The organism is Burkholderia sp. 4M9327F10 (genome assembly GCF_005503145.1).
Taxonomy (GTDB): Bacteria; Pseudomonadota; Gammaproteobacteria; order Burkholderiales; family Burkholderiaceae; genus Paraburkholderia.
Genome location: NZ_SCNV01000055.1, coordinates 21,012 through 44,890, shown reverse-complemented (window position 1 = coordinate 44,890; position 23,879 = coordinate 21,012). Strand labels below are relative to the sequence as shown.

The 23,879-nt window shown below is 61.2% G+C and carries 21 protein-coding genes; 10 read left to right on the top strand and 11 right to left on the bottom strand.

The window, feature by feature from the left end; genetic code table 11:
* Positions 1-25: 25 nt before the first annotated feature.
* Positions 26-934: a LysR family transcriptional regulator gene (locus tag FFS45_RS32875; RefSeq protein ID WP_137958812.1), complete on the bottom strand. Its 909-nt coding sequence runs from the start codon at positions 932-934 to the stop codon at positions 26-28.
* A 185-nt stretch (positions 935-1,119) separates the two neighbouring features.
* Between FFS45_RS32875 and FFS45_RS32870 the strand changes: the two genes are divergently transcribed.
* Complete coding sequence (locus FFS45_RS32870; RefSeq protein ID WP_137958827.1) at positions 1,120-4,557, top strand: molybdopterin-dependent oxidoreductase; 3,438 nt, start codon at positions 1,120-1,122, stop codon at positions 4,555-4,557.
* Between the two features lie 143 nt (positions 4,558-4,700).
* Positions 4,701-6,152 (top strand): TIGR00366 family protein, encoded by a 1,452-nt coding sequence (locus FFS45_RS32865; RefSeq protein ID WP_137958811.1) that lies wholly within the window; start codon positions 4,701-4,703, stop codon positions 6,150-6,152.
* 72 nt (positions 6,153-6,224) lie between these two features.
* Here the strand turns inward: FFS45_RS32865 and FFS45_RS32860 are convergent, their stop codons facing one another.
* From FFS45_RS32860 to FFS45_RS32835, 6 genes are all read right to left on the bottom strand, one after another.
* Positions 6,225-7,052: a phosphodiesterase gene (locus FFS45_RS32860; protein WP_137958810.1), complete on the bottom strand. Its 828-nt coding sequence runs from the start codon at positions 7,050-7,052 to the stop codon at positions 6,225-6,227.
* Between the two features lie 56 nt (positions 7,053-7,108).
* The gene (locus tag FFS45_RS32855; RefSeq protein ID WP_137958809.1) at positions 7,109-8,161 is read right to left on the bottom strand and encodes an ABC transporter ATP-binding protein; all 1,053 of its coding nucleotides are present in this window, start codon (positions 8,159-8,161) and stop codon (positions 7,109-7,111) included.
* Positions 8,158-9,093 (bottom strand): ABC transporter permease, encoded by a 936-nt coding sequence (locus FFS45_RS32850; RefSeq protein WP_137958808.1) that lies wholly within the window; start codon positions 9,091-9,093, stop codon positions 8,158-8,160. The genes FFS45_RS32855 and FFS45_RS32850 overlap by 4 nt, the downstream gene beginning before the upstream one ends.
* A 54-nt stretch (positions 9,094-9,147) precedes the next feature.
* Entirely contained in the window at positions 9,148-9,972 is an 825-nt protein-coding gene (locus FFS45_RS32845; RefSeq protein ID WP_137958807.1) for an ABC transporter permease, read from the bottom strand.
* On the bottom strand, positions 9,969-11,048 hold the full coding sequence (locus tag FFS45_RS32840) for an ABC transporter substrate-binding protein (protein WP_137958826.1): 1,080 nt from the start codon (positions 11,046-11,048) through the stop codon (positions 9,969-9,971). The genes FFS45_RS32845 and FFS45_RS32840 overlap by 4 nt, the downstream gene beginning before the upstream one ends.
* Before the next feature lie 224 nt (positions 11,049-11,272).
* Positions 11,273-12,334, bottom strand: coding sequence for a LacI family DNA-binding transcriptional regulator (locus tag FFS45_RS32835; RefSeq protein WP_137958806.1), 1,062 nt, complete (start codon positions 12,332-12,334; stop codon positions 11,273-11,275).
* 453 nt (positions 12,335-12,787) lie between these two features.
* Here FFS45_RS32835 and FFS45_RS41930 point away from each other — a divergent pair, with 453 nt between their 5' ends.
* The 8 genes from FFS45_RS41930 to FFS45_RS32795 all read left to right on the top strand — a co-directional run bounded on the left by FFS45_RS41930 (position 12,788) and on the right by FFS45_RS32795 (position 19,676).
* On the top strand, positions 12,788-13,030 hold the full coding sequence (locus FFS45_RS41930; protein ID WP_171029816.1) for a hypothetical protein: 243 nt from the start codon (positions 12,788-12,790) through the stop codon (positions 13,028-13,030).
* A 490-nt stretch (positions 13,031-13,520) separates the two neighbouring features.
* The gene (locus tag FFS45_RS32825; protein WP_137958805.1) at positions 13,521-14,255 is read left to right on the top strand and encodes a response regulator transcription factor; all 735 of its coding nucleotides are present in this window, start codon (positions 13,521-13,523) and stop codon (positions 14,253-14,255) included.
* 447 nt (positions 14,256-14,702) lie between these two features.
* Complete coding sequence (locus FFS45_RS32820) at positions 14,703-15,875, top strand: ESPR-type extended signal peptide-containing protein (RefSeq protein ID WP_137958804.1); 1,173 nt, start codon at positions 14,703-14,705, stop codon at positions 15,873-15,875.
* A complete protein-coding gene (locus FFS45_RS32815; protein ID WP_137958803.1) occupies positions 15,875-16,189 on the top strand; it encodes a hypothetical protein in 315 nt (104 codons plus the stop codon). The genes FFS45_RS32820 and FFS45_RS32815 overlap by 1 nt, the downstream gene beginning before the upstream one ends.
* A 323-nt stretch (positions 16,190-16,512) precedes the next feature.
* Complete coding sequence (locus FFS45_RS32810; RefSeq protein ID WP_171029814.1) at positions 16,513-17,190, top strand: response regulator transcription factor; 678 nt, start codon at positions 16,513-16,515, stop codon at positions 17,188-17,190.
* Positions 17,191-17,394: 204 nt separating this feature from the next.
* Positions 17,395-18,030, top strand: a complete 636-nt coding sequence (locus tag FFS45_RS32805; RefSeq protein WP_137958802.1) for a Crp/Fnr family transcriptional regulator — start codon at positions 17,395-17,397, stop codon at positions 18,028-18,030.
* 100 nt (positions 18,031-18,130) lie between these two features.
* Positions 18,131-18,544 carry a RidA family protein gene (locus tag FFS45_RS32800; protein WP_137958801.1) on the top strand — a complete coding sequence of 138 codons (414 nt, stop codon included), beginning with the start codon at positions 18,131-18,133 and terminating at the stop codon, positions 18,542-18,544.
* Positions 18,545-18,629: 85 nt separating this feature from the next.
* Positions 18,630-19,676: a VOC family protein gene (locus FFS45_RS32795; protein WP_137958800.1), complete on the top strand. Its 1,047-nt coding sequence runs from the start codon at positions 18,630-18,632 to the stop codon at positions 19,674-19,676.
* Here FFS45_RS32795 and FFS45_RS32790 read toward each other — a convergent pair.
* The 4 genes from FFS45_RS32790 to FFS45_RS32775 all read right to left on the bottom strand — a co-directional run bounded on the left by FFS45_RS32790 (position 19,656) and on the right by FFS45_RS32775 (position 23,841).
* Positions 19,656-20,042, bottom strand: coding sequence for a hypothetical protein (locus FFS45_RS32790; RefSeq protein ID WP_137958799.1), 387 nt, complete (start codon positions 20,040-20,042; stop codon positions 19,656-19,658). The genes FFS45_RS32795 and FFS45_RS32790 overlap by 21 nt on opposite strands.
* A gap of 163 nt (positions 20,043-20,205) precedes the next feature.
* Positions 20,206-21,309, bottom strand: a complete 1,104-nt coding sequence (locus FFS45_RS32785; protein ID WP_137958798.1) for a porin — start codon at positions 21,307-21,309, stop codon at positions 20,206-20,208.
* 122 nt (positions 21,310-21,431) lie between these two features.
* Positions 21,432-22,538 (bottom strand): hypothetical protein, encoded by a 1,107-nt coding sequence (locus FFS45_RS32780; RefSeq protein ID WP_171029813.1) that lies wholly within the window; start codon positions 22,536-22,538, stop codon positions 21,432-21,434.
* A complete protein-coding gene (locus tag FFS45_RS32775; RefSeq protein ID WP_171029812.1) occupies positions 22,525-23,841 on the bottom strand; it encodes an MFS transporter in 1,317 nt (438 codons plus the stop codon). The genes FFS45_RS32780 and FFS45_RS32775 overlap by 14 nt, the downstream gene beginning before the upstream one ends.
* Positions 23,842-23,879: the final 38 nt, after the last annotated feature.

Below are 23,879 nucleotides of genomic sequence, written 5' to 3'. Positions count from 1 at the left end.
CGCGGCTTCTAACTCGCTGCGCTTATCAGACCGAGCGCTTCCATGAGCGGAAAAGGTCGAGCAACGCTTGCGCTTGCCTCGACAGGGTTCCCGAGCGGCACCACACTGCCCCGACATCCATCGTAGGGATGGGCACGCTCAAATCGCGGCGGCTGATGCGGTTTCCTTCCAGCGACCACGGCCGATAAACCAGATCCGAAAGAATGGTGACGCCCTCACCGAGAGCGACGAGACTTCGCACGGCTTCGATGGACTTGCTCTGCATGCGTACGCGAGGCTGAAGGCCGTATTTACCCCAGTACTTTCCGACTGTCTGGACATGTTCATCCATGTCGAGCAGCAGGTAGTTCTCCTGAGCTACGTCTTCCAGCGTGACCCGCTGGGCTTCCTGCAGGGGGTGATCAGGGGGAGTCCAAAGGCGTCGTGGCGAGCGGAGCATCGTTTCGCCCTTTAGTTCGGGCAGCAATGCCGTGTTTGAAACCAGCAGCAGGGCGATATCCAGCTCGCGGTCGACGAGGCCCTGTTCAATGGCCTGCCGCTCGCGCTCGACGATCTGGATCTCGAGGTTGGCGAAACGCTGGCTCATCGTCGATATCAGGGCGGGCATCAGATACGCCGAAATGGTTTCCGTCATGCCGATATGAACGCTGCCGGCAATCTGGCCAGGTTCTTCCTGAGCGGCGAGGACCGCATGGTCGATGGAAAGCGTAGCCTGCTGGACGTGACGCAGAAAGCGCTCGCCGGCTTCTGTCAGGTGCACGCCCTTCGCATGCCGCTGCAGCAGGGGCACGCCAACCGCGTCTTCCAGATTCTGCAGCGCCACGGTCATGGAAGACTGCGAAACGTTGGACAGACTGGATGAGCGGGAAATCTGCCCCGTATTCGCAACAGAAATAAAGTATTCGATCTGGCGAAGAGTGATGTGCGTGGCCAAGATGTCCGCCGCTGTTGAGGAGAACCCAAGGCGCGAATCATAGCACCGCCAAATCAGCCTGAACGGGGCGTGGCGCCGGGAACGCAGGTATCGAAAAAGTATATATCGCGACATGCGAAATATGAATTTGGAATCAAAATTCTGGCCGCATACGATCGGAGCGATCAACAGGAGATGCTGCTGTGATCGAGGTTCAGGAGAAAAAGGGTTATTGCACGTTATGCCGCTCCCGGTGTGGGACGTTGAACACCGTGCGCGGCGACATGCTGCTCCAGGTCCGGCCCGACACGTCGCATCCGACCGGCAGCGCGATGTGCATGAAGGGCAAGGCCGCGCCGGAGCTCGTGCATAGCCCTAACCGGGTTCTCTACCCGATGCGCCGCACGAATCCAAAAGGCGCGGCCGATCCCGGATGGCAGCGCATCAGCTGGGATCAGGCGCTTTCTGAAATTGCCGCGAAGCTCTCGTGCTTCAAGCGTGAAAGCGGGGCGGAGTCGGTGGTGTTCGGTGTCACCACACCCAGCGGCACGCCGATGAGCGACAGCATCGACTGGGTGGAGCGCTTCATATGGTCGTTCGGCAGCCCCAATATCTGCTATGCGACCGAGATCTGCAACTGGCATAAGGATTTCGCACACGTCTTCACGTTTGGCTGCGGCATGCCGACGGCCGACTATCGGAATGCCGAAGTGATCCTGCTGTGGGGCACGAACCCGACCAACACGTGGCTTGCGCAAGCCGATGCGATCGGCAAGGGGCGGCGTAACGGAGCCAGGCTGATCGTGATCGACCCGCGGCCGACCGCGCTCGCCAGAGAAGCGGATGTCTGGATGCCGGTGCGTCCCGGCACGGATGGCGCGCTTGCCATGGGTATCGCACGGCAGATGATAGCCACCGGCAATATCGATCACGCGTTTGTCCGCGAGTGGAGCAATGCCCCGCTGCTGGTGCGGGGCGACACTGGGCGTTTTCTGCGCGAACGCGATTTCGATGCCGACTCATTGCAGAACCGCTACGCGATCTGGAATGCCTCGCGTAACCGTGTGGAACTCGTGGGAGAGGAGGCGCAAACCACCGCAAGCGATTTCGCGCTGGACGGCGATTACACGGTGTCTGTCGTGAGTGGCGCCCGCTCGGCCACGGTCCGGTGCACCCCCGCATTCGCGCTCTATAGAGGCGCGCTGGACGAATACACGCCGCAGCGCGTGGAGGCGTTGACGGGCGTGCGCGCCGCAGATGTGGTTGCTGTGGCGAAGATGCTCGCACCTGGGCAACGCATCGCTTATCACGCGTGGTCCGGCGTCGGACAGCACACGAACGCCACCCAGACCGAGCGCGCCATTGCGACTTTATATGCGCTGACCGGCGCGTTCGATACGCGCGGGTCCAACCGCGAGTTCACGAAGCAGCCGGCCAATGCCGTCAGCACGTATGCGCTTTTGAGTCCGCAGCAACGGGCCAAGGCGCTCGGACTCGACGAGCGGCCCATTGGACCGCCCGCGCAAGGCTGGGTGACCGCCCGCGACGTCTACCGGGCCATTACCGAGGGCCGACCCTACAAGGTACGTGCCTTGTTTGCTTTCGGTACCAATGTCGTCATGTCGCAGGCGGATGCTGGCGCGGCACACGAAGCGCTGTGCGCGCTCGATTTCCATGTGCACTGCGACCTCTTCGAGACGCCCTCGTCACGCTATGCAGACATCTTTCTTCCTGTGAACACGCCGTGGGAACGGGAAGGGTTGCGCGTCGGCTTCGAAATCAACGAGAAGGCGGTTGAACTGGTGCAATTGCGGCAGCGAATGGTCGAGCCGCGAGGCGAGAGCCGCGCCGACTATGACATCGTGCTGGACCTGGCGGTCCGGCTCGGCATGGGCGATGCGTTTTTCGGCGGCAGTATCGAGGCCGGATGGAATCACATTCTTGCGCCCCTGGGCCTCGATGTGGCTGAATTGCGCAGCCATCCCGAGGGCATTTATCGGCCGCTGGTCCAGCACGAGAAGAACTATTCGTTACAGACGCCCGATGGCGTGCGTGGATTCAGGACGGAGACGCTGCGCGCGGAGCTGTACTCCGAAAAGCTCTTGCGCCATGGCTACCCGCCTGTTCCGCAATATGTCCCGCCTCAGCACGGCAACGACGGGGACGGCGAGCGCGCGAAATACCCCTATGTGGTTACGTCGATCAAGAACGGCTATTACTGTCACAGCCAGCAACGCAGCCTTGCCAGCTTGCGTAAGCGCGCACCCTATCCGGTTGCGGAACTGAGTGCGCAACTGGCGTCCGAAAAGGGCATCGCGGTCGACGACTGGGTGGTGATCAAGACCTCGAACGGCTCGGCGCGTTTTCGTGCTCGCATCGTGCCGGAGCTTGCGCGCGATGTCATCGTTGCCGAGTACGGTTGGTGGCAGGCGTGCGATGAAACAGGCATGCAGGCGCTTCCGGCTGAAGGCAAGCAAAACAGCAATTTCAGCAACCTGGTTTCGTCGGCAAAGCTGGACCCGTTGAGCGGCTCTTCACCGCTGCGCTCGATTCCTTGCGATGTGCGGCTCGACCCGTCGGTCGATCCGGCGCGACGGGGCTGGCAAGGCTTCAGGGACTTCGTTGTGGCATCGGTTGCCGAAGAGGCGCTTGGGGTCCGGACTGTCACGTGCGCCGCAGCCGACGGCGGTCCGTTACCCGACTATCTTCCGGGCCAGCATATCACCGTTCACGTCCCCACCCTGGGCGATGACGGTACGACCCGCGCGTATTCGCTGGTAGGGCCGGCCGTTGAAGCGGATCGTCGAACCTATTCGATCTCGGTGCGGCACCAGCGCGGCAAGACGGCGCAGGGCGAAGCGTTCGAGGGCGTGATGTCGGGCTATATCCACCGGGCATTCGAAGTGGGCCACAAGGTGTCGTTGCGTGCGCCGGGCGGGACGTTCATTGTTCCTCCCGTGTCGAGGCAGCCGGTGGTGATGTTTGCAGGAGGCATCGGCATTACGCCGTTTATTTCGTGGCTGGAATCGGTCAAGGACCTTGAAGAGGCTCCCGAGTCCTGGCTTTTCTACGCCAATCTGAACAGTGCAACGCACGCTTTCCGCGGCCGGATCAACGAACTGCAGAAGAGGTTGCCACGCCTGCGCGTGGTCAATTGCTATAACAAACCGCAGGGCGAGGTCCTTGGCCGCGATTACGAAATGAGCGGCTATCTCACAGCGGAGGTGGTCGACGGGAATCTGATCGAACGCCGCGCAAGATTCTATCTTTGCGGTCCCGAACCGATGATGGATTCGATTACGGCGGGTCTGGTTTCACGGGGCGTACCGCCGTTCGATATCTTCAAGGAGGCGTTCCGCTCGCCGTCCAGACCGCGGCTCGATCCGGCGCAGCGCTTTATGGTCGAGTTCATCCGCTCCCATAAGAAGGCGCTATGGACACCTGAGGAGGGGAGTCTGTTGTCCTTTGCAGAGCGCCTGGGTGTTTCGATGCCAAGCGGCTGCCGCGTTGGGCAGTGCGAAAGCTGCGTGGTGAAGGTCAGCGCAGGAAAAGTCGAGCACATGTCTGGTCATGGCCCGGATGAGGCAGGCATGTGTTTCGCGTGCCAGGCGATACCGGTTAGCGAAGTGGCAATCGAAGCGTAGGGACGCAAGCGGCGAGTTTCCATAGAGGTTCGTGACACGGCGTGGATGCACCAGACAGGCTTGCTCTGGAGGATCTGGCTGCGATAGCGCTCGCCCGGCGGCAGCGCATTTGATCTTGTTCGTCAATAAGGAAGGAGGCCAGAATGAAACAACTGTCTCAAACGGAAGGCACGGCAGTGCCTGCGATGGAATTCGCAGGCAAGCTCGAACGCATGGCGGCGGGCGTGACGCGGTGGTCGGAGAAGTGGTTTCCGGACGCGTATATCTTCGCGGCCATCGCTGTCATCGTAGTGGCGATTGGAGCGCTGGCGATCGGTGCCCCGGTCCAGCGGGTGGCAACGGCCTTTGGGGATGGTTTCTGGAGCCTGATTCCTTTCACGATGCAAATGGCGGTGGTCGCCATTTCGGGTTATGTCGTTGCAGTATCGCCGCCCGCTTCCAGGGCGATTGCGTGGCTCGCCCGTCTGCCGTCGGGTGGGCGCGGCGCGATTGCATTCGTCGCCTTGGTCAGTATTCTTGCCTCGCTGTTCAACTGGGCCATCAGCCTGATTTTCAGCGGCCTCCTTGTCCGGGCGCTCGCGCAGAGGAAGGACTTGCGCCTGGACTATCGGGCCGCGGGCGCGGCCGCCTATCTCGGCATGGGCGCCACGTGGGCGTTGGGTTTGAGTTCGTCGGCCTCGCAATTGCAGGCCAACCCCGACAGTCTGCCAAAGGCGCTGCTGGCGATTACGGGCGTGATCCCTTTCTCGGAGACGATCTTCCTGCCGCAGTCGATGTTGATGGTGGCCGTATTGACCGTGGCGTCGCTGTTGGTCGCCTGGCTTTCCGCACCGGCAGGCAACCGTGCGAAGACCGCCGCTGAACTGGGCGTGATCCTTGACGACGGGGATGTCGCACTTAGCAAGCCGGCGCGTCCGGGTGACTGGCTCGAATACAGTCCGCTTGTCACGATCCTGATTGTCGCGCTCGGTGCGGTTTGGGCGTGGCACGAGTTCACGACGAAGAACCCGGTGCTGGCCATCTCCAACCTGAATACCTACAACTTCGTGTTTCTCCTGCTAGGCATGTTGCTGAACTGGCGTCCGAGACGGTTTCTGAATGCAGTGGCCAGGTCGGTTCCTTCTACCGCGGGTGTGCTGATCCAGTTTCCGCTGTATGGAGGAATCGCTTTCATTCTCACCAAGGCTGCGGCCCCGTCAGGCCTGCCGTTGGCGGAGCACCTGTCGCAGTTCTTCGTGGCCATCTCCTCGCATGCATCGTTCCCGGCGGTGATGGGTGTGTATTCGTCGGTCCTGGGCTTCTTTGTCCCGTCGGGCGGCGGGAAGTGGATTATCGAGGCACCCTATGTGATCGAAGCAGCGAAGACCCTTAACGTGCATCTTGGCTGGGCGGTCACGGTGTACAACGCTGCGGAAGCCCTGCCGAACCTGATCAATCCGTTCTGGATGCTGCCGCTGCTTGGCGTCCTGGGCTTGCGGGCACGTGATGTGGTCGGCTTCACGTTCACGCAGCTCGTTGTCCATTTTCCGCTGGTGATTTTCATGCTGTGGGCGTTTGCCGGGACGCTGACATATCATCCGCCTGTCATGCCTTAAGCGCCGCAAGCGGGTCTTCGGGCGGATGATGTGCGTCGCCGCGGCCGCTCATTGTCGTTTATTGCCGCTCGACTAATCGATCAGCGCCCCCTCCGGCTCATAGAACGGATAGGGGCCCTCGGCGGCATCCACATACGCGTGATGGGTGACGAGTCCGCTTGCGGCGTCGTAGCGATGCAGCGCGAAGGCGGGCGGTTCGAGCATGAATGCGGAGGGTGCGTCAGCGCGCAGGTCCAGCGCAACCTGATGCGCGGGCGCCGGCACGGCCGAGGCAATTGTGCCGCCGAAGCGCACGAACATGGGCCGGTGCACGTGGCCGCAGATCACCCGTTCGACATTCGGATGGCGCGCGATCAGCGCCGCGAGCTTCTGCGCCGCCTGCGGGTCGAGACGCAGCGCATCCATATGCCCGATGCCGCACTCGAACGGTGGATGATGCAAGGCGACGATCACCGGCTTGCCTTGCGCTTCATCGAGCTGCCTGGCGAGCCATGTCAGACGCGCGTCGCACAGGTTGCCCGCGCTTTGACCGGGCACGATCGAGTCCAGTGCGATCAGGCGCAGCGGACCGATATCAGCTGCGTAATGTACGAAGTCGCCGCCCGTGCGCAACTCGGCGCGGTCGCTGAAGGCATCGCGCAACGCCGTGCGGTCGTCGTGATTGCCGACCAGCAGGTAGTAGGGAATTTCGAGCGGCGCGAGCAACGCCTTGAGGTGTGCGTATTGCTCCGGGTCGCCCTGGTCGACGAGGTCGCCGGTCATGATGACGACATCGGGACGCGGTTCGAGTGCATTGAGCGCTGCGACGCAGCGCTCGAGGGCCGCGCCCGTATCGACGCGGCGGTAAGCGAGCGCGCCGGGTCGTTTGATATGCAGGTCGCTGATCTGGGCTAGCAACATGGGGATGTCCTTGTGAATTCGCTGGGATTCGCGTGGGGTGCCGCGGTTTTTCGCAATCAGGTTAGCGCAATCAGCGCTTCGGGTGCGATTGAAATGCCGACCGGTGTACCGCGCGCCAGTTCGACGCGGCCCGCCACGTCGACGATCAGCGCATCGGGCGCCGCGCCGCCGATCGTCAGCCGCGTGCGCTCACCGAGAAACGCCGCGCCTTCAATGGTGCCGCGCAGGTGGGCGCTGGCCGGATCGGCGAGGTAGGCGTCTTCGGGCCGGAAGAACAGTTCGTGTTGCCCCGCCGACGTTGCGCTGGCCGTGTGAGCGGGTAGCGGCACCGCGCCGCCCGTGGTGCTCAGCGCGCCGTCGCGCCGCTCCCCGGCGAGGCGGTTGATGGTGCCGACAAACTGCGCCACCGCGCGGTTGGCCGGCCGGTAGTAGATATCGCGCGGCGTGCCGATCTGTTCGATACGGCCCGCACTCATCACGACAATGCGGTCGCCCAGTTCCATCGCCTCGGCCTGGTCGTGCGTCACGTAGACGGTGGTGATGCCGAGTTCGCGCAGCAATGCATTCATCTCGCTGCGCAGGGCGTCACGCAGGCGCGCGTCGAGAGCGGTCAGCGGTTCGTCGAGCAACAGCACGCGCGGTTGCATCGCCAGGGCGCGAGCCAGCGCCACACGCTGGCGCTGGCCGCCGGAGAGCTGGTCGATCGGCTTGTCGGCGTGCGCGGTGAGCCGCATCATCGCGAGCAGTTCGTCCACGCGTTGACGCGTGATGTCCGCCGCCACGCGTTTGATTTTCAGCCCATAGCCGATGTTGCCGCGCACCGTCAGGTTCGGAAACAGCGCGTAGCTCTGGAACACCATGCCCACCTGGCGCTTCTCGATCGGCAAGGCGGTGACGTCTTCGTCGCCGAAGGCAATCTGGCCGCCTGCGTCAGGTGTTTCGAGGCCGGCGATCATGCGCAGCGTGGTGGTCTTGCCGCAGCCGGACGGCCCGAGCAGCACGAGGGTTTCGCCGGCGCCGATCTGCAGGTCCAGCGGCTCGAGCACGCGGGTGCCGCGAAACGTCTTGGCGCATTGCGTGAGCGTGATGGGTACAGGAGCGAGTTTCATGGCGTGTCGTTGGAGCGGGTTGAACGTTGCGGGGCTGGCTTGCTGCGGGCCGGCTTGCTGTTGCGCTGACCGGTGGCATCGACGCCGAGCCATTGCATGGCGACCAGCAGCGGCATCGTCATGATGAAGAACAGGATCGTGTAGGCGCTGCCGATTTCAATGCGCAGCGACGCATAGGTATCGGCGAGGCCCACAGGCAGCGTTTTGGTGTCGGGCGTGTGCAGCATCCACGTCAGGTTGAATTCGCCGATCGAGAGCGTGAGCACCGCCAGCGCTCCCGCGACGATGCCGGGCCGCACGTTCGGCAGCACGATGGTCAGAAAGCGCTGCATGAAGCTCGCACCGAGGCTGGCGGCGCCTTCTTCGAGCGTACGCAGGTCGGCGCTTGCGCAGACCGCGGCGACCGCGCGGACCATGAACGGCAGCGTGAACACCACATGGCCGACCACGATGAACCAGACGCTCATGCGGAACATCGTGAAGCCGCCGTAGACCACCAGCAGCGCGAGTGCGGACGCGAGACCAGGCAGGGCGATCGGCAGCACCAGAAACTCCTCGATGATGCGCGACAGGCGCGTCTTGCTGCGAGCCAGCACGTAGCCGGCCGGCACACCGGTGAGCAGCGTGATGACGAGCGTCGCGGCTGCGACTTCGAGCGACAGGAACACCGAGCCGTGATATTGGGCCCACACCTCGACGAGCCAGCGCAGCGTGAGTCCGCTCGACACGCCCTTGAAGTAGTTGACGGTGAGACCGGCCAGGATCGACATCACGACCGGCACGATCAGGAACGCACACAGCAGCAGTGTGACGAGCCATTGGCCGGCCGCGAGCAGCGTGCGCGACGACGGGCGGGGCAGGGCGCGGCGCCGCGTCGTGGGCGCCGAGGGCGGCGCGGCCGGCGGCCTGGCGGTATGGGGCACGGAATTCATGGTGGTGTTTTCATACGGGTTGAGAGCGCCGCAGCGGACGCAACTAGTGCTCGCCTAGGCGCTCGCGGCGACAGCCGAACCGGTGACGCTGCGCGCGAGCGCCAGCACCAGCCATGTAACGAGTCCAAGCACGATCGAGAGGCCGGCGGCCGTCACCATGTTCGCGTTGAGCGTGAACTCGGTGTAGATGGTCATGGGCAGCACGTCGATATCGGTGGCGAGCGTAAAAGCCGTGCCGAACGCGCCCATCGAGGTGGCGAAGCACACCGCACCCGCGGCGATCAGGCCCGGCGAGAGCGCCGGCAGCACGATGTCGCGCATGATCTGCCATGGTGACGCGCCGAGCGAGCGGGCCGCCTCCTCCAGCGAGGCATCGAGCTTGGTCGCCGAGGCCATCACCGTGACGATCACACGTGGAATCGAAAAGTACAGGTAGCCGAGAAACAGGCCGCTCATCGAGTACGCGAAGACCCAGCGGTCGCCGGTCAGCTTCAGCGACAGCGCGCCGATCAGCCCCTGACGCCCCGCCAGCATGATGACCATGAAGCCGACCACCACGCCGGGAAACGCCAGCGGAAACGTCAGCAGCGCGAGCAGCGTGCGCTTGCCGGGAAACTCGCGCCGCGCGAGCAGCAGACCCGAGATCACCGACAACATCAGCGTGGCCGCCGTCACCGCCGCGGAGAGCAGCACGGTTGCGCCGAGGCTCGTCATATAGCGCGAGTTGGTGAGCATCGCGCGATAGGTCTCGAAGGCGTGGCCATTGCCGCTCAGTTGCGCGAGCGCGCCCATCGGCAGCAGCCAGAACGCAATGAAAACCGCCAGCGCCGGCGCGATCAAAGCGATGCGCCAGCGCAGCGGGAACGTGACGTCGTTCAATGCATCACCTGCAGATACTGTTCGCCGAAGCTTTGCTGCTTCTCGGCCATCTTGCCGAAATCGACCGCCTTGGCGCGGGCGTAATCGTTTGCGGGCAGGAACTTCGAGGCGGCTTCCGGGCTCATCTCATTGGCCCGAACCGGGCGCAGGTAAGCATTGGCCCACAGCTTCTGACCTTCGTCCGAGAGCACGAAGTCGAGCACCTTCTTGCCGTTCGCTTCATGCGGCGCGCCCTTGACGAGGCTCATCACGTACGGTACAGAAATCGTGCCTTCGGCCGGAATCACGAATTCGACGTTGGCCTGATCCTTGTATTTGGCGCGGTAGGCGTCGAAGTCGTAGTCGAGCAGGATTGGAATTTCACCGGAGAGCACGCGCGCATAGGCCGTCTGCTTCGGCACGATCGGCGCGTTGGCCTTGAGCTTGCGGAACCAGTCGAGACCCGGCTGGAAGTTGTCGAAGCTGCCGCCCAGCGCCTGGTTGACTGCCACTGCGCCAGCATAGCCGACAAACGCGCTCGACGGATCGAGGTAGCCGATCATGCCTTTGTACTCAGGCTTGAGCAGGTCGGCCCATGAACGCGGCACCGGCTTGCCTTCGAGCGCATCCTTGTTGACGAAAAAGCCCAGCGTGCCCGAATGGATCGCGAACCAGTAGCCTTGCGGATCCTTCATGTTGGCGGGGATGTCGTCCCAGTGAGCCGGCTTGTACGGCTCGATCACGCCTTTGTCCTTCGCCTGGAAGGCCGAGGACACACCCAGGTAGACGACGTCCGCCACCGGGCTTTTCTCCTCGGCCATCAACTGGGCGATGGCCTGGCCGGAGTTCTTGTTGTCGAACGGCACGCGAATGCCTGTCCTCGCCTGGATGGCCTTGATCTGGCTTGCCCAGTCGGCCCATTCGGGGGGGCAGTTGTAGCAGATCGCGGTTTCGTCGGCATGGGCCGCGACCGGCGCGGCGAGGCCCGTCAGTGTCGCGGCGCAAAGGGCCGAGACCGACAGTACGGTGGCGCTCGTGCGGCACAGGGTGCCCAGGGAACTTAGGGTGCTCAGGGAGCGGATCAACGTGCTGGTCAGGGCGCCGGTCATGGAGCGCATGAGAGGACCAAAACTGGAGGAACGGCGAGTCACAACGAGTCTCCTTGGAAGGAAAGGTGCGAGAAGCGGTGCGTTACACGGTCGTACCGCGGCGGGAAGCGCGAGGCGGCCCGCCGCGTGGGGATTGCGGCAAAGTCCAGAGGCAGCGCGCGGCTGGATGCGAGAGCGCGATGCGTCGGCACGCGCGAGCCCTGGTGTGGCCATTACGTCAGCGGCTGCATGGAGCGCTGGCGCGACGTATCGCCGACGCTGCTGCTAGTGCTGGAAATGGCGGCGATGGTGGCGCCTTCGCGCAGCGAATGCGGCAGCGTCAGCGACAGCGAGGCGTCCGTATAGCTGCCGTCGATGCGCGCCAGCAGCCGCTGCCAGGCCGAGCAGCCAATTTCGCGATTCGGCGCGCAGATGCTGGCGAGCGGCGGCTGCAGCAGCTCGCCCACGGCGAGGCCGTCGAAGCCGAGAATCGACATGTCGCCGGGGATCTGCAGGCCTGCCCGGCGCAGGCCGCGTATCACGACCATCGCCAGCAGGTCGTTACTGCAAAACAGAGCGGTGGGGCGGTTCATGCCGCCGGCCAGATGCGCCAGCACGGAAGGCACCAGCTCGTCGGCGTTGAAATCGATTTCAAGCGCTGGGGCGGGTGCGAGCCCCGCCTGCTGCATGGCCTGCGCATAACCGAGGTGGCGCAGACGCGCGCGGTCCGAAGCGGCCAGCGTACCCGCCAGCATGAGGATGCGCCGATGGCCGTGGGCAATCAGCATACGCACGCCGTCGTAGGCGGCGAGGCGGTTGTCGACCGAAACCGACGGACGGCGTACCGTGTCGTTATGCATCAGCACGTAGAGCAGGCCGGCGCGGTCGAGCTCGTCGAGCAGCGGGTGGGTGTCGGCGTCGGCCACGGTCAGGATCAGGCCTTCGACGCGGTGTTCCCGCAGCGTTTCGATGGCGCGGCGCTCGCGGTCGGCGTCGTACTGGGTGGTCATCAGCATCAGCCGGTAGCCTTGCGCCGAGGCCAGTTCGTCGATGCCTTGCAGGCATTCGGCAAACACCGGATTGGCGAGCGTGGGCAGAATGACGCCGATCAGGCGGGTGCGCTCGCCGCGCAACTGGCGGCCAAGCGGGCTGGGGCGAAAATTGAGGGCGTCGATCGACTGGCGAACCTTGTCGAGCGTGACGGGGTTGACGGTGTGCGGCGCGTTGATAGCGCGCGAAACCGTGGCAATCGAAAAGCCTGCGTGTGCCGCGACATCCTTGATGGTGGGGGTCATCGCTGTGGTTTCCGCTCGGGTTGTAAACGTTTTCGTGAGGGAAATTATCGCCATTCATTGTGACTATGCGATGAATCGGACGGCACAATGGGGGCGCGCGTTTGGTGCGGCCGCGGCGCAATGGTAGAATCGCGTCCGCCCTTGCCGGGGTGATGAAATTGGTAAACATAGCGGACTTAAAAAATTGAGTGCCCGACCGGAAACGGCCGGTGCAGAACCCCTCAAATTCGGTGAAACCCCTGGTTTCGCGCCAGGCGCGCAATCGAGGCAACGCCGAGCCAAGCCCGCCGTCGCAAGCATGCGAGGGTGCGGAAGGTGTAGAGACTAGACGGGGGGCGCCTAAGGTGGCCGGTGCTGGCGGTTTGGCAGCGCAGCGTAGCCGCGATGGCGAAGGCATAGTCCAGCGCACGAACGAGGGTGCCGCCCGGCATCCTTGGCGCCGAAAGGCGTGGTGTGAAGAAAATCCGCCGCTTAACAGCTTGCCGGTTCGAGTCCGGTCCCCGGCACCAGATGTTCTTCCTGAAAGTGCCGATCCAATTCGGCAACTTGCCTTTGCGGAAACGTGCGCGTTTCTTTTTCCGCCTCGTTCCCACGTTGCAGATGCGCAACCATGTTGCGGCCGTCACCCCGCACGCGACCTTCGCAGTCGCGTGGGTACAGCGCTGTCAGCTTAGACAAGCCGGCAAGTCCGGCTAGATTCGAATTTCATTGATAGATGCCGGGTGTACGGGTCCATACGATGGTTCGCGAGTACGATCATCCAGGAACGACGATGGACCGGCAGCTTGGGGGACGTGGAGTCGGGCCAAAGCGTACGACGTTGACGATGAGTTGTGAACGCGTACACGATCGATGAAAAGCCGGGGCGTTGATGCCTTGACCTCCGTTTGGGCGAGCGCAGTCTATATCATTGATTTAATCCGATTCTGAACTGTCGGAGGCAAGCTGGAAATGCCAATGCTGCGCATATCGAACCGTTGGGTCGAGGTTCGTCTGCCTGGGTCTGTTAGATCAGTTCTCCTGCGCAAGAGCGATTACGCAGAAAATTTCGATTTTCGTTTATAGAAATTTGACGTTTGTCCGGCTAATCTCGACCCATCTGCGGTACAAGGAACGTGTCCGCCAAACCAGGTGAATAAGAAAGCCGCACGTGGACTGGCGGCAGTGGCTATTCAGGAGACCAGAAGTGATCGGGGGACCAGTGAAGGTAGTGGTAGCGGATGATCATCCATTTATTATTTTAGGAATCCTTAAGGCAATCAAGGGCGCGGAAATCGACGTGGTCGGAACGGCGAACAGTCCGGCTGAGCTGTTCAAGCTGCTCGAACATTGCCCATGCCATGTGATCCTGACCGACTACTCCATGCCTAATGGAAAATCCGTCACTGGGTGGGAATTCCTTGCTACCTTGTCGAGTGCCTATCCGTCGATTCCAACCATTGTCTATACCGAATTTTACGATCCGTTCCTGGTCGGCAGTCTTCGGCTCAAAGGCATAAGAGGTCTCGTCTCGAAGCGTGATGAGGTCGATGAATTAAAAGATGCCATCTTGCAGGTCGCAAACGGACAGCCATACCTTTCGCCGCTTGTGCATGATGCCGCTGAGATTTTTTTAGTAATGCCTGAGTTCCGACCCTTTCTCGGACTGACTCGACGTCAGATGGAAGTCGTAGGTTTGATGCTCTGCGGCTGTTCCGTCAGCGAAACCGCGAAACTGCTGCGCCGTTCCGTGAACACCGTCAGTGCGCAGCGAAGCGAGGCATGCCGGCGGCTTGGGTTCGCGTCGGAGAGCGAAGTGTACCGCTTTGCGGTGACCCACAGGTTGCGGCTTGACCATACTCTTCCTGGTATCGAGGGAGGCTGTCGTCAGCCAGCCCCGTTTGCAAGGTTTCACCGGCCGGAAACCCGTCACCAGTTTTGACGCCCATGGCGATGCTGTCGTCAGGGCAATGCCTGCGCCGCCGTCCCTCCCATCCACCGCTTTGCCGTGCGCTCTGATAGCCGCAGCTCACGCGGCACGCTTGCAGTAATTCACCAAACGCAGGCGGTGTCTGCTCCCCACTCGCTCTCCGAGTTTCGAACTTCGTTTATATCGCGCGCAGGTCCGGATTTCTATCATCCACGTGGGATTCGAAGAGCTGCCGCCCCGTTCGTCCATGTAGCCCATGCGGGTGATTGACTACGCCGGGTAATGGCTGCCGCTGAAAGCAGGCGCTTCGTAGTTTGCCTGCCTCGCGGTATCAACTTTTCACCGGTAGCTCCACAGGCTGTCTGTCGACGGATGCGATGTGTCACGCGAATGGCGCCGCATTCGAGTCGCATGTCTTTTGGAGTTTGGTCTTTTTCACTTTTTTGATTTTTTTGAACCATGAACAAGAATCGGTTTCGCACAATATTCAGCAAGCGACTGGGCATGCTGGTCGCAGTTGAAGAAACTGCAACGAGCCAGGGCAAGCGTCCGGGCGAGGGCGCAGGTGCAGATGCGGGTGCAGCAGACGTTGAGTTTGGTGTTGTTTCGATCATGAAGGCGCTGGCCGCGGCGCTGATGGCTACCGGCGCGACGGTGAGCTTCGCGCAGAGCCTGCCGACCAACGGCCAGGTTGCGGCGGGCCAGGCGAGCATCTCGCAGAACGCCAACACGATGACCATCAACCAGGGCACGCAACGCACCGTGATCAACTGGGACACGTTCAACGTGGGCGAGCCCCTGCGGGGCAAGTCGATTGTTATCTGGAGTGAGTTCGGACTGGGCGACGAAATTTTCTTCCTGCGCTTCGCACGCATGCTGCGAGAGCAGTGTGGCGCCGCGCGAGTCACGGTGGTGTGTCAGCGGCCGCTCGTCAATCTGTTCATCGCCGCGGGCGAGGCGGACGCCGTATTCGACGTGAACCAGACGGACCGCATGCCCGAACATGACTTCTGGACCTTCCCGCATGCGATTCCGGTGCACTTGCCGCTGCAGCTCGATGGGTTGCCGCAGTCAGTGCGCTACCTGCGTGTGCCGGAGGGCACCGTACAGCCGGCATTGCCTGGTCGGCCCGGTGCGCTGAAGGTCGGCATTGTGTTCAAGGGTAATCCGACCCATGAGAACGATGCAAATCGTTCCTTGCCGTCGCTGTCGGTGATGGATGACCTCTTCCGTATTGAGGGCATCGATTTTTACAGCCTGCAGAAAGGCGCCGGCGCCGATGAGGCGGCGGACCATGCGTCGCGACTCGCTAACTTTTACGACGTAGGCGCGGGGGTGGGCAGTATGGATGAAACCGCGGCCGCGATTGCCGCGCTGGATCTCGTGCTCACCGTGGACACTTCGGTCGCGCATGTTGCGGGAGCAATGGGCAAGCCCACATGGCTGTTGTTGCCGTTTTACGGCGACTGGCGTTGGCATTACACGCGTGAGGACAGTCCCTGGTATCCCAGCATGCGTCTGTTCCGCAGGCGCGCCAACTGTGACTGGTCCGAGGTCATGGCACGTGTCGGCGGTCATTTGCTGCAACTGAAAGAAGACCGGATGAGTCATTCCACGAGGGAGCAAGCATAATGGGACATCCTGTCGACAGGTTGATGAGCGGCCTGTTTCTGGCCGCGTTGGTGACAATGTCCGCGCTCTTCGCGTTGTCGATGATTCCGGTCGGTTCGTTCAATGACGGACTAGGTCTGTGGCACGTCGCCGCCGGGCTGGCTGTCGCCGCATGCATCGTGTTTCCCCGGCCGCTGCTGCTATGCACGCTGCTGCGCGCAAAGCGCAGTCCGTTTCTGCTCGACGTGGACGTGAACAGCATGCTGATTGGCCGCGTTATGGGACTGGTATTCGGGGTGTTGGGCACCGTGTGGCTGTACCGGCTGACCGGGTGATGTACGCCTATGTGCGAGCGGTATGCCCAGGCTCGATCGCGGCCTTCAGTTCCTGTCAGGGTGGTGGCCCGTAAGGCTTGCCACTCCCCCGATTGCGATGCGGGCATGCAGAAGCTTTGAACGGTACTTCGCGCTGGGCGTGTCGTCTGGATGCGCTAGCGCCTCAATTTCAGCGATTGACTGAGCCGGGATCTGGCGCTAATTGCTTGCATGTGCCGATCGATTACAATGAAATGGACGTTAGACGTCCCAGGGCGAGAGGTCCATGGGCGGCCCTGACGTTGATCGCGCGACCCGACCATCAAGCAAGGGGACAAGCAGCCATGCTCAGTACGCACATAAAACAGGCTGATCGCAAAGTTCGCGTGGCCGTTGCCGACGACCATCCCGTCATCGTGCTGGCAATTGCCGATGCCTTTGAATCGTTGCCTGGATTTCTGGTCGTGACTCGCGCTCACTCCGGTGCTGAGTTGCTTCGCGAGCTCAAGGTGCAGCAGGTGGACCTGATCGTGACTGACCTTGTCATGAACGGCGAGGAGGACGAACTGGACGGTCTCCGGCTAATTGAACGACTTCGCCGTGACTACCCTGAGGTTCGCATTGTCGTGTTTACCATGCTGACGAGCGGCGCAATGTTTCACGAATTGTGCAAGCTCGGTGTGGCGGCAATCGTCGGGAAAGAGGATGCCGCCCACGAACTCGGGAGGATCTGCCAGCTCGCGCTTGTTGAAAAAGAACCGATTCTGTCGCCGACAATACGTGAGCGAATCGCAAGAGAGGGAGCGACACAGCAAGATTTCTCCCGGGTCCAACCGTTGTCTCCCAAAGAACTCGAGGTGGTGCGTCTTTTCTCGCAAGGAATGTCCGTTACACAGATTGCGAAAACACTGAAGCGCGCTGTACCCACCATAGCGACCCAGAAGCGCTCGGCCATGCGAAAGCTGCACATCGAGAATCATGCGGATCTCGTGAAGTATGCCGCGGAGCGCGGACTGGCGTGATGGGGGCGGTTCTTTGCCGGTTCGGGGATTTTTCCTCTTAAATAATTCGTATTCCTTAGAAGATGGATGGTCGCGAGCACTGTCTCTGCGTGATCCGCTTTCGACCCGGTTCCGCTCCGTGTCAAAATACTCGTGTTCGCCCCGAGCCAATAAACGGAGACAAACTTGACCAGGAGCACCGTCTCGACCACGGAAACATGGCACATGGACGACGCTACCGCGGGCGTCTGGATTCGTGCTGCCCACCTAGGCCGGAAAATAAAGGTGGAGAAGGGCGTCACGATCTATCGCCAGGGCGAACTCGGTTTTACCTTCTACTTTCTGCTCTCCGGCCGTATCCAGGTTTCGATCTTCCAGAGTGACGGCGCCGAGTTCATGCTCGAAATGATGGGGCCGTGGGCGATGTTTGGCGAAAGCCCCGCTATGGACGGCTTCCCGCGAATTGCTACCGCTATCGCCGCCGAGAACTCCGAACTGATAGAGTTTGACATCCGGGTTATCACTGAAGTGATTCCGTCCTGTCCAGAACTTGCTATTTCTCTGATGCGCATCGTTGCACTCAAGCAGCGGATTCTTGCGTCCCGAATCCAATACCTTGCGCTTTCAAAGCCAGAAATGAGAATCGGTGAACTACTGGGTCGGCTGGCTGACCTGTATGGCGAGAAACGAGAGGGTGGGACGCTGATATCCATCCCCCTGACTCATGAGCAGATCGCTGCAATGACTGGGGCAACCCGCGTCACCGTCACGCGGGCATTGAAGCGGCTGACGACGCTCGGCGCGATTGAACTTCGGCAGCGCCGTATCTGGGTACTGGATCCGTCGAAACTTCTCGGTTGACTTTGTAACTCGCTATACAGACGGCAGACCAAGCCCTCGCATAGAGTGTGGCACGTTGGATTCCATTTCCCGTACTACACCTGTTGAGAGAAGGACTGTCATGAGTCAGATTCAGCGCCTGCGTCTTCCCGAAGACGATGCCACTTTCGGAAGCAATCGTATTTTCGACCTGTTCCAGTACTCGCCAGCTGTGATGGCCAACGGACTGGCCTTTATCGCCGGCCAGATCGGCGTGCGTGCCGACGGATCGATCCCCGAGGACCCGAAGGATCAGATCGACGTCGCATTCAAACGCATCGAAGCGGTGCTCAGGCACCTTGGGCTCGACTTTACGGATGTGGTCGAACTCGTTTCCTATCACGTCGATGTCGGCTCGCAACTCGCTGCGTTCCGCGAGGTGAAGGAACGATACATCCGCTCCGACTTCCCCGCGTGGACCATTCTCGGTGTGGCGTCGCTGGCACGCGCGGAGCTTGTAGTTGAAGTCAAGGTCGTCGCCGCGACGCGCAAGTAAGCCACTGCTTCGTTTGCAGCATCGCATGATTTAACCGGTAAGGATTCGGTGTCATAAATTATAGTAAGGACTATTACTTAATATTATGAATGCACCAGTAAAAACTGATGGATTTGCATTTGTCGAATTCGTCTCGTCGCGTCCGATGGAACTCGTGGACCTATTCGAACGCCTTGGATTCCGCCTCCGCGCCAAGTCCATGAGCGGCATGTTTCTCATGACGCAAGGCACGGCAACTTTCATCGTCAACGGCAATCCGAACGTGTTCGAATCTCGCCACGGCGCGTCAGTACGCGCGATTGGCATTCGCGTCAATAACGCGAAGCTCGCCCACGAACTGGCACTCTCCGGCGGCGCACGTACAGCTTGCGCCGCAACGGAAGGGGTGTTCGCTGTCGACACGCCGACGATTCTCGGCATCGGCGATAGCCTCGTGTACTTCATTGACCGTGACTTCCGGGAGACTTTTTCGCTTCCAGTTGAAACGCGAAACACGCCCGCGGGTGACGCCAACATTGTGGCGGTCGACCACACGTCGAACATTGTCCATCCCGAGAACCTCGATTTGTGGGCCAACTTCTACCGCGACACGTTTGGATTTACGCAGAAGCAGTACCTTGAGGTCAAAGGGCACATGTCCGGAATGCGAGCCCGTTCCATGGTGAGTCCGTGCGGCCGCGTGTCGATTCCAGTGGCCGCTGCCGCACACGACCAACCCGGCGTGCTGAATCAGAATGATGAATTTATCCGCGACTACGGTGGAGAGGGGATTCAACACATTGCACTGTTGACTTCCGACATTGAAGATACGATTCAAAAACTCAATGCCGCCGGCATCGAGTTTATGGCCGCTCCGTCGCAGCGCTATTACGCCGGGATTGACGCGCGTCTTCCGGGGCACGCTCTCGACGTCAAGCGCCTCGCGCGACGAGGGATTCTGGTCGACGGCAAGGGTCCACAGAAGATTCTGCTGCAACGTTTTACGAAGCGTCAGATTGGGCCGGTCTTCTTCGAGATTATCGAACGCCGGGGTGAGGACGGTTTTGGCGAAGGCAATTTCAAAGCCTTGTTCGAATCGCAGGAGCAGGATCAGCAGCAGCGCGGCGCTCGCTTAGGGCCGACCCGTTTGTGACGCTTCAGAAATGCCCGCAGGCACACCGGGATCCGGACGGTTCAGTTGGCTGGGCGGGTGTTGAGTCCCCTCAAGCGCCAGACTTTCCATGGGAAGTGTCGTCGCAGCATTGATCGTGTCAATGTAGCTGAAGTGGTAGCGGTCATAGGTCGCCTGCAATCTTCCGAAACCATGATAGAAGTCGCCGTGAACAGCGGTCCAGAGGCCCAGCGGGTAGTGCGCCCGTTCAAAACATGCTTCCTGCTGATTCGCACTGTAGTTGTCGTCATTGAACATGAAATCTTCAGTGGTTTCCGGATCGCATGACGCCATCGCCAGGGCGCAAAAAAATGCTGCAAGAACGATCCCAACTATTGGTGCGCGCATGTCGAATCACATCATGTGGTAATGGTGGATACAGACTCACGCAGGACAGCAAAGTTTTTTGACCTGACCTTACCGTTTGTTTCTGACGGAGGGCTTTCGTGCTTTGCAGTCCGGTGGAGGTGGCGTTCGATACGCCACGTTCCCCTCTGCTGGCTGACCCACCCTAAAACAAGGTGCGAATCCCCACCCGCACCGCAGTCGAAGATTGTCCCGAGCCGACATAGATGCCATTGGCAAACACCGGTGCAGCGCCCCCGCCAAGAAACACCGGCGCCGCACCGCCTGTGGCACGCAGATACGTCGCGCTGGTGTACACGTCGGTGCGCTTGGATAAGGAGTAGTCGAGCAGTAACGTCGCGTTCTGCCACTTTTGCGAGCCGAGCTTGCTATACCAGTAGCCGCCCATCACCGTTGTTGCCGGCGTGAACTGGAACGTTTCATTCACTTCATAGGTGGGCATCGAGCCGCTGTCGTTGGCGATGCGGAAATGCGTGTCGGTGAAAAGCAGCCGCGTCAAACTGACGCCAAAGTGATAGCTGCCGCCTACGCCCAGGCTGCTGACACTGTCCGCAAGAACCGGCGTGGCAGGCAGGTTAGGGAAGAAGGTGGTGCCGGCCTGGCTCGGTCCGTTCAGACCGAGGTCGTGTGTGTCGGTGTACGCGGCGCCCAGGTCCAGCGGCCCGTGCGAATAACGCATGCCGAACGCAATGACCCGTCCTGTTCCAGCCGATACGGATTGCGAAGGAAACGCATATAATGCGCCGGCCTGAAATCCCGCGTAGTTCGATGACGTGTATTTGACGGCATTGTTGATGTGCAACGTACCTGCCAGATGATCGAAATCGCCGGGATGCCACGAGTACTGACCGGCGGTTGAGCCCATCGCAAACTGTGTGAGGTTGTCCCAGAAGAAGTCGTACTGCTTGCCGAGCGTGACCCTGCCGAACCTGTCGTTTGCGATGCCCAGCCACGCCTGGCGGCTGAACAGCACGCCCGATTGCACCATCGTGCCGGAGTAAAGATTGAAGCCGTTTTCCAGGTCGAAGATGACTCGCGAGCCGCCGCCGATATCCTCGATACCGCGCAGGCCCCAACGGTTCGACTGGATCGATCCGTCGTTGGCGACGAATGCCGAATGACTGTTGAGATTGCTGAAGTAGGTAATGCCCGCGTCGATAATGCCGTACAGCGTCACGCTGCTTTGCGCGTGAACAGCGGGGCTTGCCATTGCAAGAAAGGCAGCGGTACTCAAGGCGTACTTTTTCATTGATAGTCTCCGATCGTTATTTTTTCAGGCAAAACGGCGCCCTCCCGTGCTAAAGGGATATCTGTTCCCGCCTGGGGACGCCCGGTGGGCCTCCGGGCGCGAGTGACGTTGCGGTGTGGGCGTTATCCGTCGAAGCGGAATAGCGTCGAGTCCGTGCGGAACCGGACGCTTTCGCTCAGGCTATTGCTGACGACCAGGTAATGTTGATCGCCGACGGCAAAGCTCGCGGCATCGGTTGCGCCGGAAGTGGCGAACTCGCCGACGAGGTCAAAGCGGTCCCGTTGCCACCTGAAAATCTCCGACTGCTGCAGTACAAGCGGCGCTTTAGGTGTTCCCGTGATAAAACATACACGCACCAGATAGTGGCCATGCCTTCCGTCGATCAGGCACAGTTCGCGTCCACCCGCACCGCCTAACGTTTGTACGTCGACGAACTGCGCGCCATCGAAGCGATACAGCGTGGTGTGTTTAAGCAGATTGGCGTGCAGCATCCATAACGCGCCTTGCGCTTCAAAGAAGCGGAAGGCGCGTCCGCCGTTTTCGCTGAACGTTTGCAGCGGTGCGAACTGCGTGCCGTTCCAGCGCAGCACCCGGGATCCGCTTACGTGATCCGCGTACGCAAGATAATGCTCGCCGCCAAAACTGACGAATGCCCAGTTGTAACCCCACTGTCCGTCGAAAGTCTGAAACGGCTCGAAGCGCTCGCCGTTCCATTCGAACAAGCACGAATCGCGTGGATGTTTGGGCACGACGCCATCCACCACCACGCCTTGCGCCAGCGCGAGAAAGTGTCGCGAGTCGAACGAGAAGGCAACCCACTGCTTTGCCGCGAATACAGGAAAGCGCTGCAGCGGCGCCCATGCATGAGCGATGCGTTCGTACACGACGGCATCGGTATCGAGGTCGTACGGTCCCTTGCCGGTGCGAATTCCTGCTGCCGCGAGAAAACGCCGGCCGTCGATCTCGAAGTATTCGAGATCTTCGCCGCCGGGTAAGGGTAGTGTTTCATGCGCGACGAAGCGGCCGTCCTGCCAGCGGTAGATGGGCGCTTCAATGTCGCTGTCGCCGGCGTTCATGTACGGCGCTTCGCCGGGGATGTCGCGGGCGAGTTGCGGCACCGCGAGGAAGATTCCCTCGTCGGTCGTAAAGACCTCTACGGCGCGCGCGCCGCTGGTGGGCAGTTGTTGCAGCGGCGTGAGCAGACCGCTACCCGATTCAATGTTTGCCATTAGCGGCTTCTCCCAACTCAGTACCAGCGATTGCAAAAGACCTGCCCGGCGCGACCGGTCCATTTTCTTCACGCGGTCGCAGCCGGTTGGCGAGTGCGATACCGAGCGCAGCGGCTATAGCGAGGCCGGCCGCCAGCAGGGAGAGGGTGTCGAATGGTAGATGCCGCGACAGCAGGATGCCGCCGACCACCGGCCCGATGATCGAACCGAGGCGTCCAATGGCGAGCGCCCAGCCGATACCGGCTGCCCGCACCTCGGCGGGAAAAAGATGGCTGGCGATAGCGGGAAAGGTCAACTGCCCGCCAACCAGAAACGCACCCACCGCAAACAGCATCGCTAACGCGAGGTTTCCTGCGCCGATAATGTGGCCGAGCGCCACAGTCAAAACCGCACCACCCAGAAACGACAGCGACACCGGCACGAATGGCCCGCGCTTGCCGACAGCGGTCGACAGCACGAGCGCGCCACCGACCGCGCCGAGATTGAGCACCACTGAGCCAAGCGCCGCGCGGCCCGGTTCGACACCGCTCATGTTCAGCATGGTCGGCATGAAGCTGACCAGAAAGCCGGACAGGATCATGCTCGACAACACACCGAACCAGAGCGCCAACGTTGCCGCGAGCCGTCCGCCAGTGAAGAGGCCGCCAATCATTTGCAGGCGGCTTGCTGTCGGCTGCCGTTGTGTTGCAGTCTGGTCGTCGCGGGGGAGGGCGCGTGCGGGGATCACAAGCAGCACTGGAATCAGCACAAGCAACGCAAAGGCTCCGCCCATCAGGAAGACACATTGCCAGCCGAAGCGCACCATCAAGGCCGCGGTAATGGCTCCACCCACCACCGCGCCAAGCGGAAAGCCGATGAACATCAGAATCACCAGTGTCGAGCGGCGTTGCGGCGAACTGCTTTCGGCCGTGATCGCTGCGACGGGAGGGATGGCGCCGCCCATGCCCAGGCCGCCAATGAACCGCAGCGTGGCCAGCATCGTCGCTGACGTCGCAAATGCACATCCCAGCGTGAAAACGCCGGTGATGCTGAGCGCCAGCAGGAGCATCGGCCTGCGCCCGAAGCGATCGGCTAGCGGCCCGACGATCAGCGAGCCCAACACCGTGCCGATGAACCCCGCACCAAAGATGCGGCCAAGGGTGGCGTGATCGATCTGCAGCGATCTGGCGAGTAGCGGTGCGACAAATGACAGCATCAGCGTGTCGAAACCATCGATCATCGATACGGCAAAACACACGAGCGTAATGCGCAGCACGTGGTTGACCGGCAGACCTGCAGACGGCTCTCGTGCAAGTGGATTCATGAGGCGTGTCTCCTTCATCAAGGGCGTTTTTTTGTGGT

Bases quoted from the DNA above. Each gene is read 5' to 3' on its own strand.
- FFS45_RS32850 (WP_137958808.1), bottom strand. From the start codon at position 9,093: ATGAATTCCGTGCCCCATACCGCCAGGCCGCCGGCCGCGCCGCCCTCG.
- FFS45_RS32855 (WP_137958809.1), bottom strand. From the start codon at position 8,161: ATGAAACTCGCTCCTGTACCCATCACGCTCACGCAATGCGCCAAGACG.
- FFS45_RS32790 (WP_137958799.1), bottom strand. From the start codon at position 20,042: ATGCGCGCACCAATAGTTGGGATCGTTCTTGCAGCATTTTTTTGCGCC.
- FFS45_RS32835 (WP_137958806.1), bottom strand. From the start codon at position 12,334: ATGACCCCCACCATCAAGGATGTCGCGGCACACGCAGGCTTTTCGATT.
- FFS45_RS32785 (WP_137958798.1), bottom strand. From the start codon at position 21,309: ATGAAAAAGTACGCCTTGAGTACCGCTGCCTTTCTTGCAATGGCAAGC.
- FFS45_RS32860 (WP_137958810.1), bottom strand. From the start codon at position 7,052: ATGTTGCTAGCCCAGATCAGCGACCTGCATATCAAACGACCCGGCGCG.
- FFS45_RS32815 (WP_137958803.1), top strand. From the start codon at position 15,875: ATGGGACATCCTGTCGACAGGTTGATGAGCGGCCTGTTTCTGGCCGCG.
- FFS45_RS32795 (WP_137958800.1), top strand. From the start codon at position 18,630: ATGAATGCACCAGTAAAAACTGATGGATTTGCATTTGTCGAATTCGTC.
- FFS45_RS32775 (WP_171029812.1), bottom strand. From the start codon at position 23,841: ATGAATCCACTTGCACGAGAGCCGTCTGCAGGTCTGCCGGTCAACCAC.
- FFS45_RS32810 (WP_171029814.1), top strand. From the start codon at position 16,513: ATGCTCAGTACGCACATAAAACAGGCTGATCGCAAAGTTCGCGTGGCC.
- FFS45_RS32800 (WP_137958801.1), top strand. From the start codon at position 18,131: ATGAGTCAGATTCAGCGCCTGCGTCTTCCCGAAGACGATGCCACTTTC.
- FFS45_RS32805 (WP_137958802.1), top strand. From the start codon at position 17,395: ATGGACGACGCTACCGCGGGCGTCTGGATTCGTGCTGCCCACCTAGGC.
- FFS45_RS32820 (WP_137958804.1), top strand. From the start codon at position 14,703: ATGAACAAGAATCGGTTTCGCACAATATTCAGCAAGCGACTGGGCATG.
- FFS45_RS32780 (WP_171029813.1), bottom strand. From the start codon at position 22,538: ATGGCAAACATTGAATCGGGTAGCGGTCTGCTCACGCCGCTGCAACAA.
- FFS45_RS32865 (WP_137958811.1), top strand. From the start codon at position 4,701: ATGAAACAACTGTCTCAAACGGAAGGCACGGCAGTGCCTGCGATGGAA.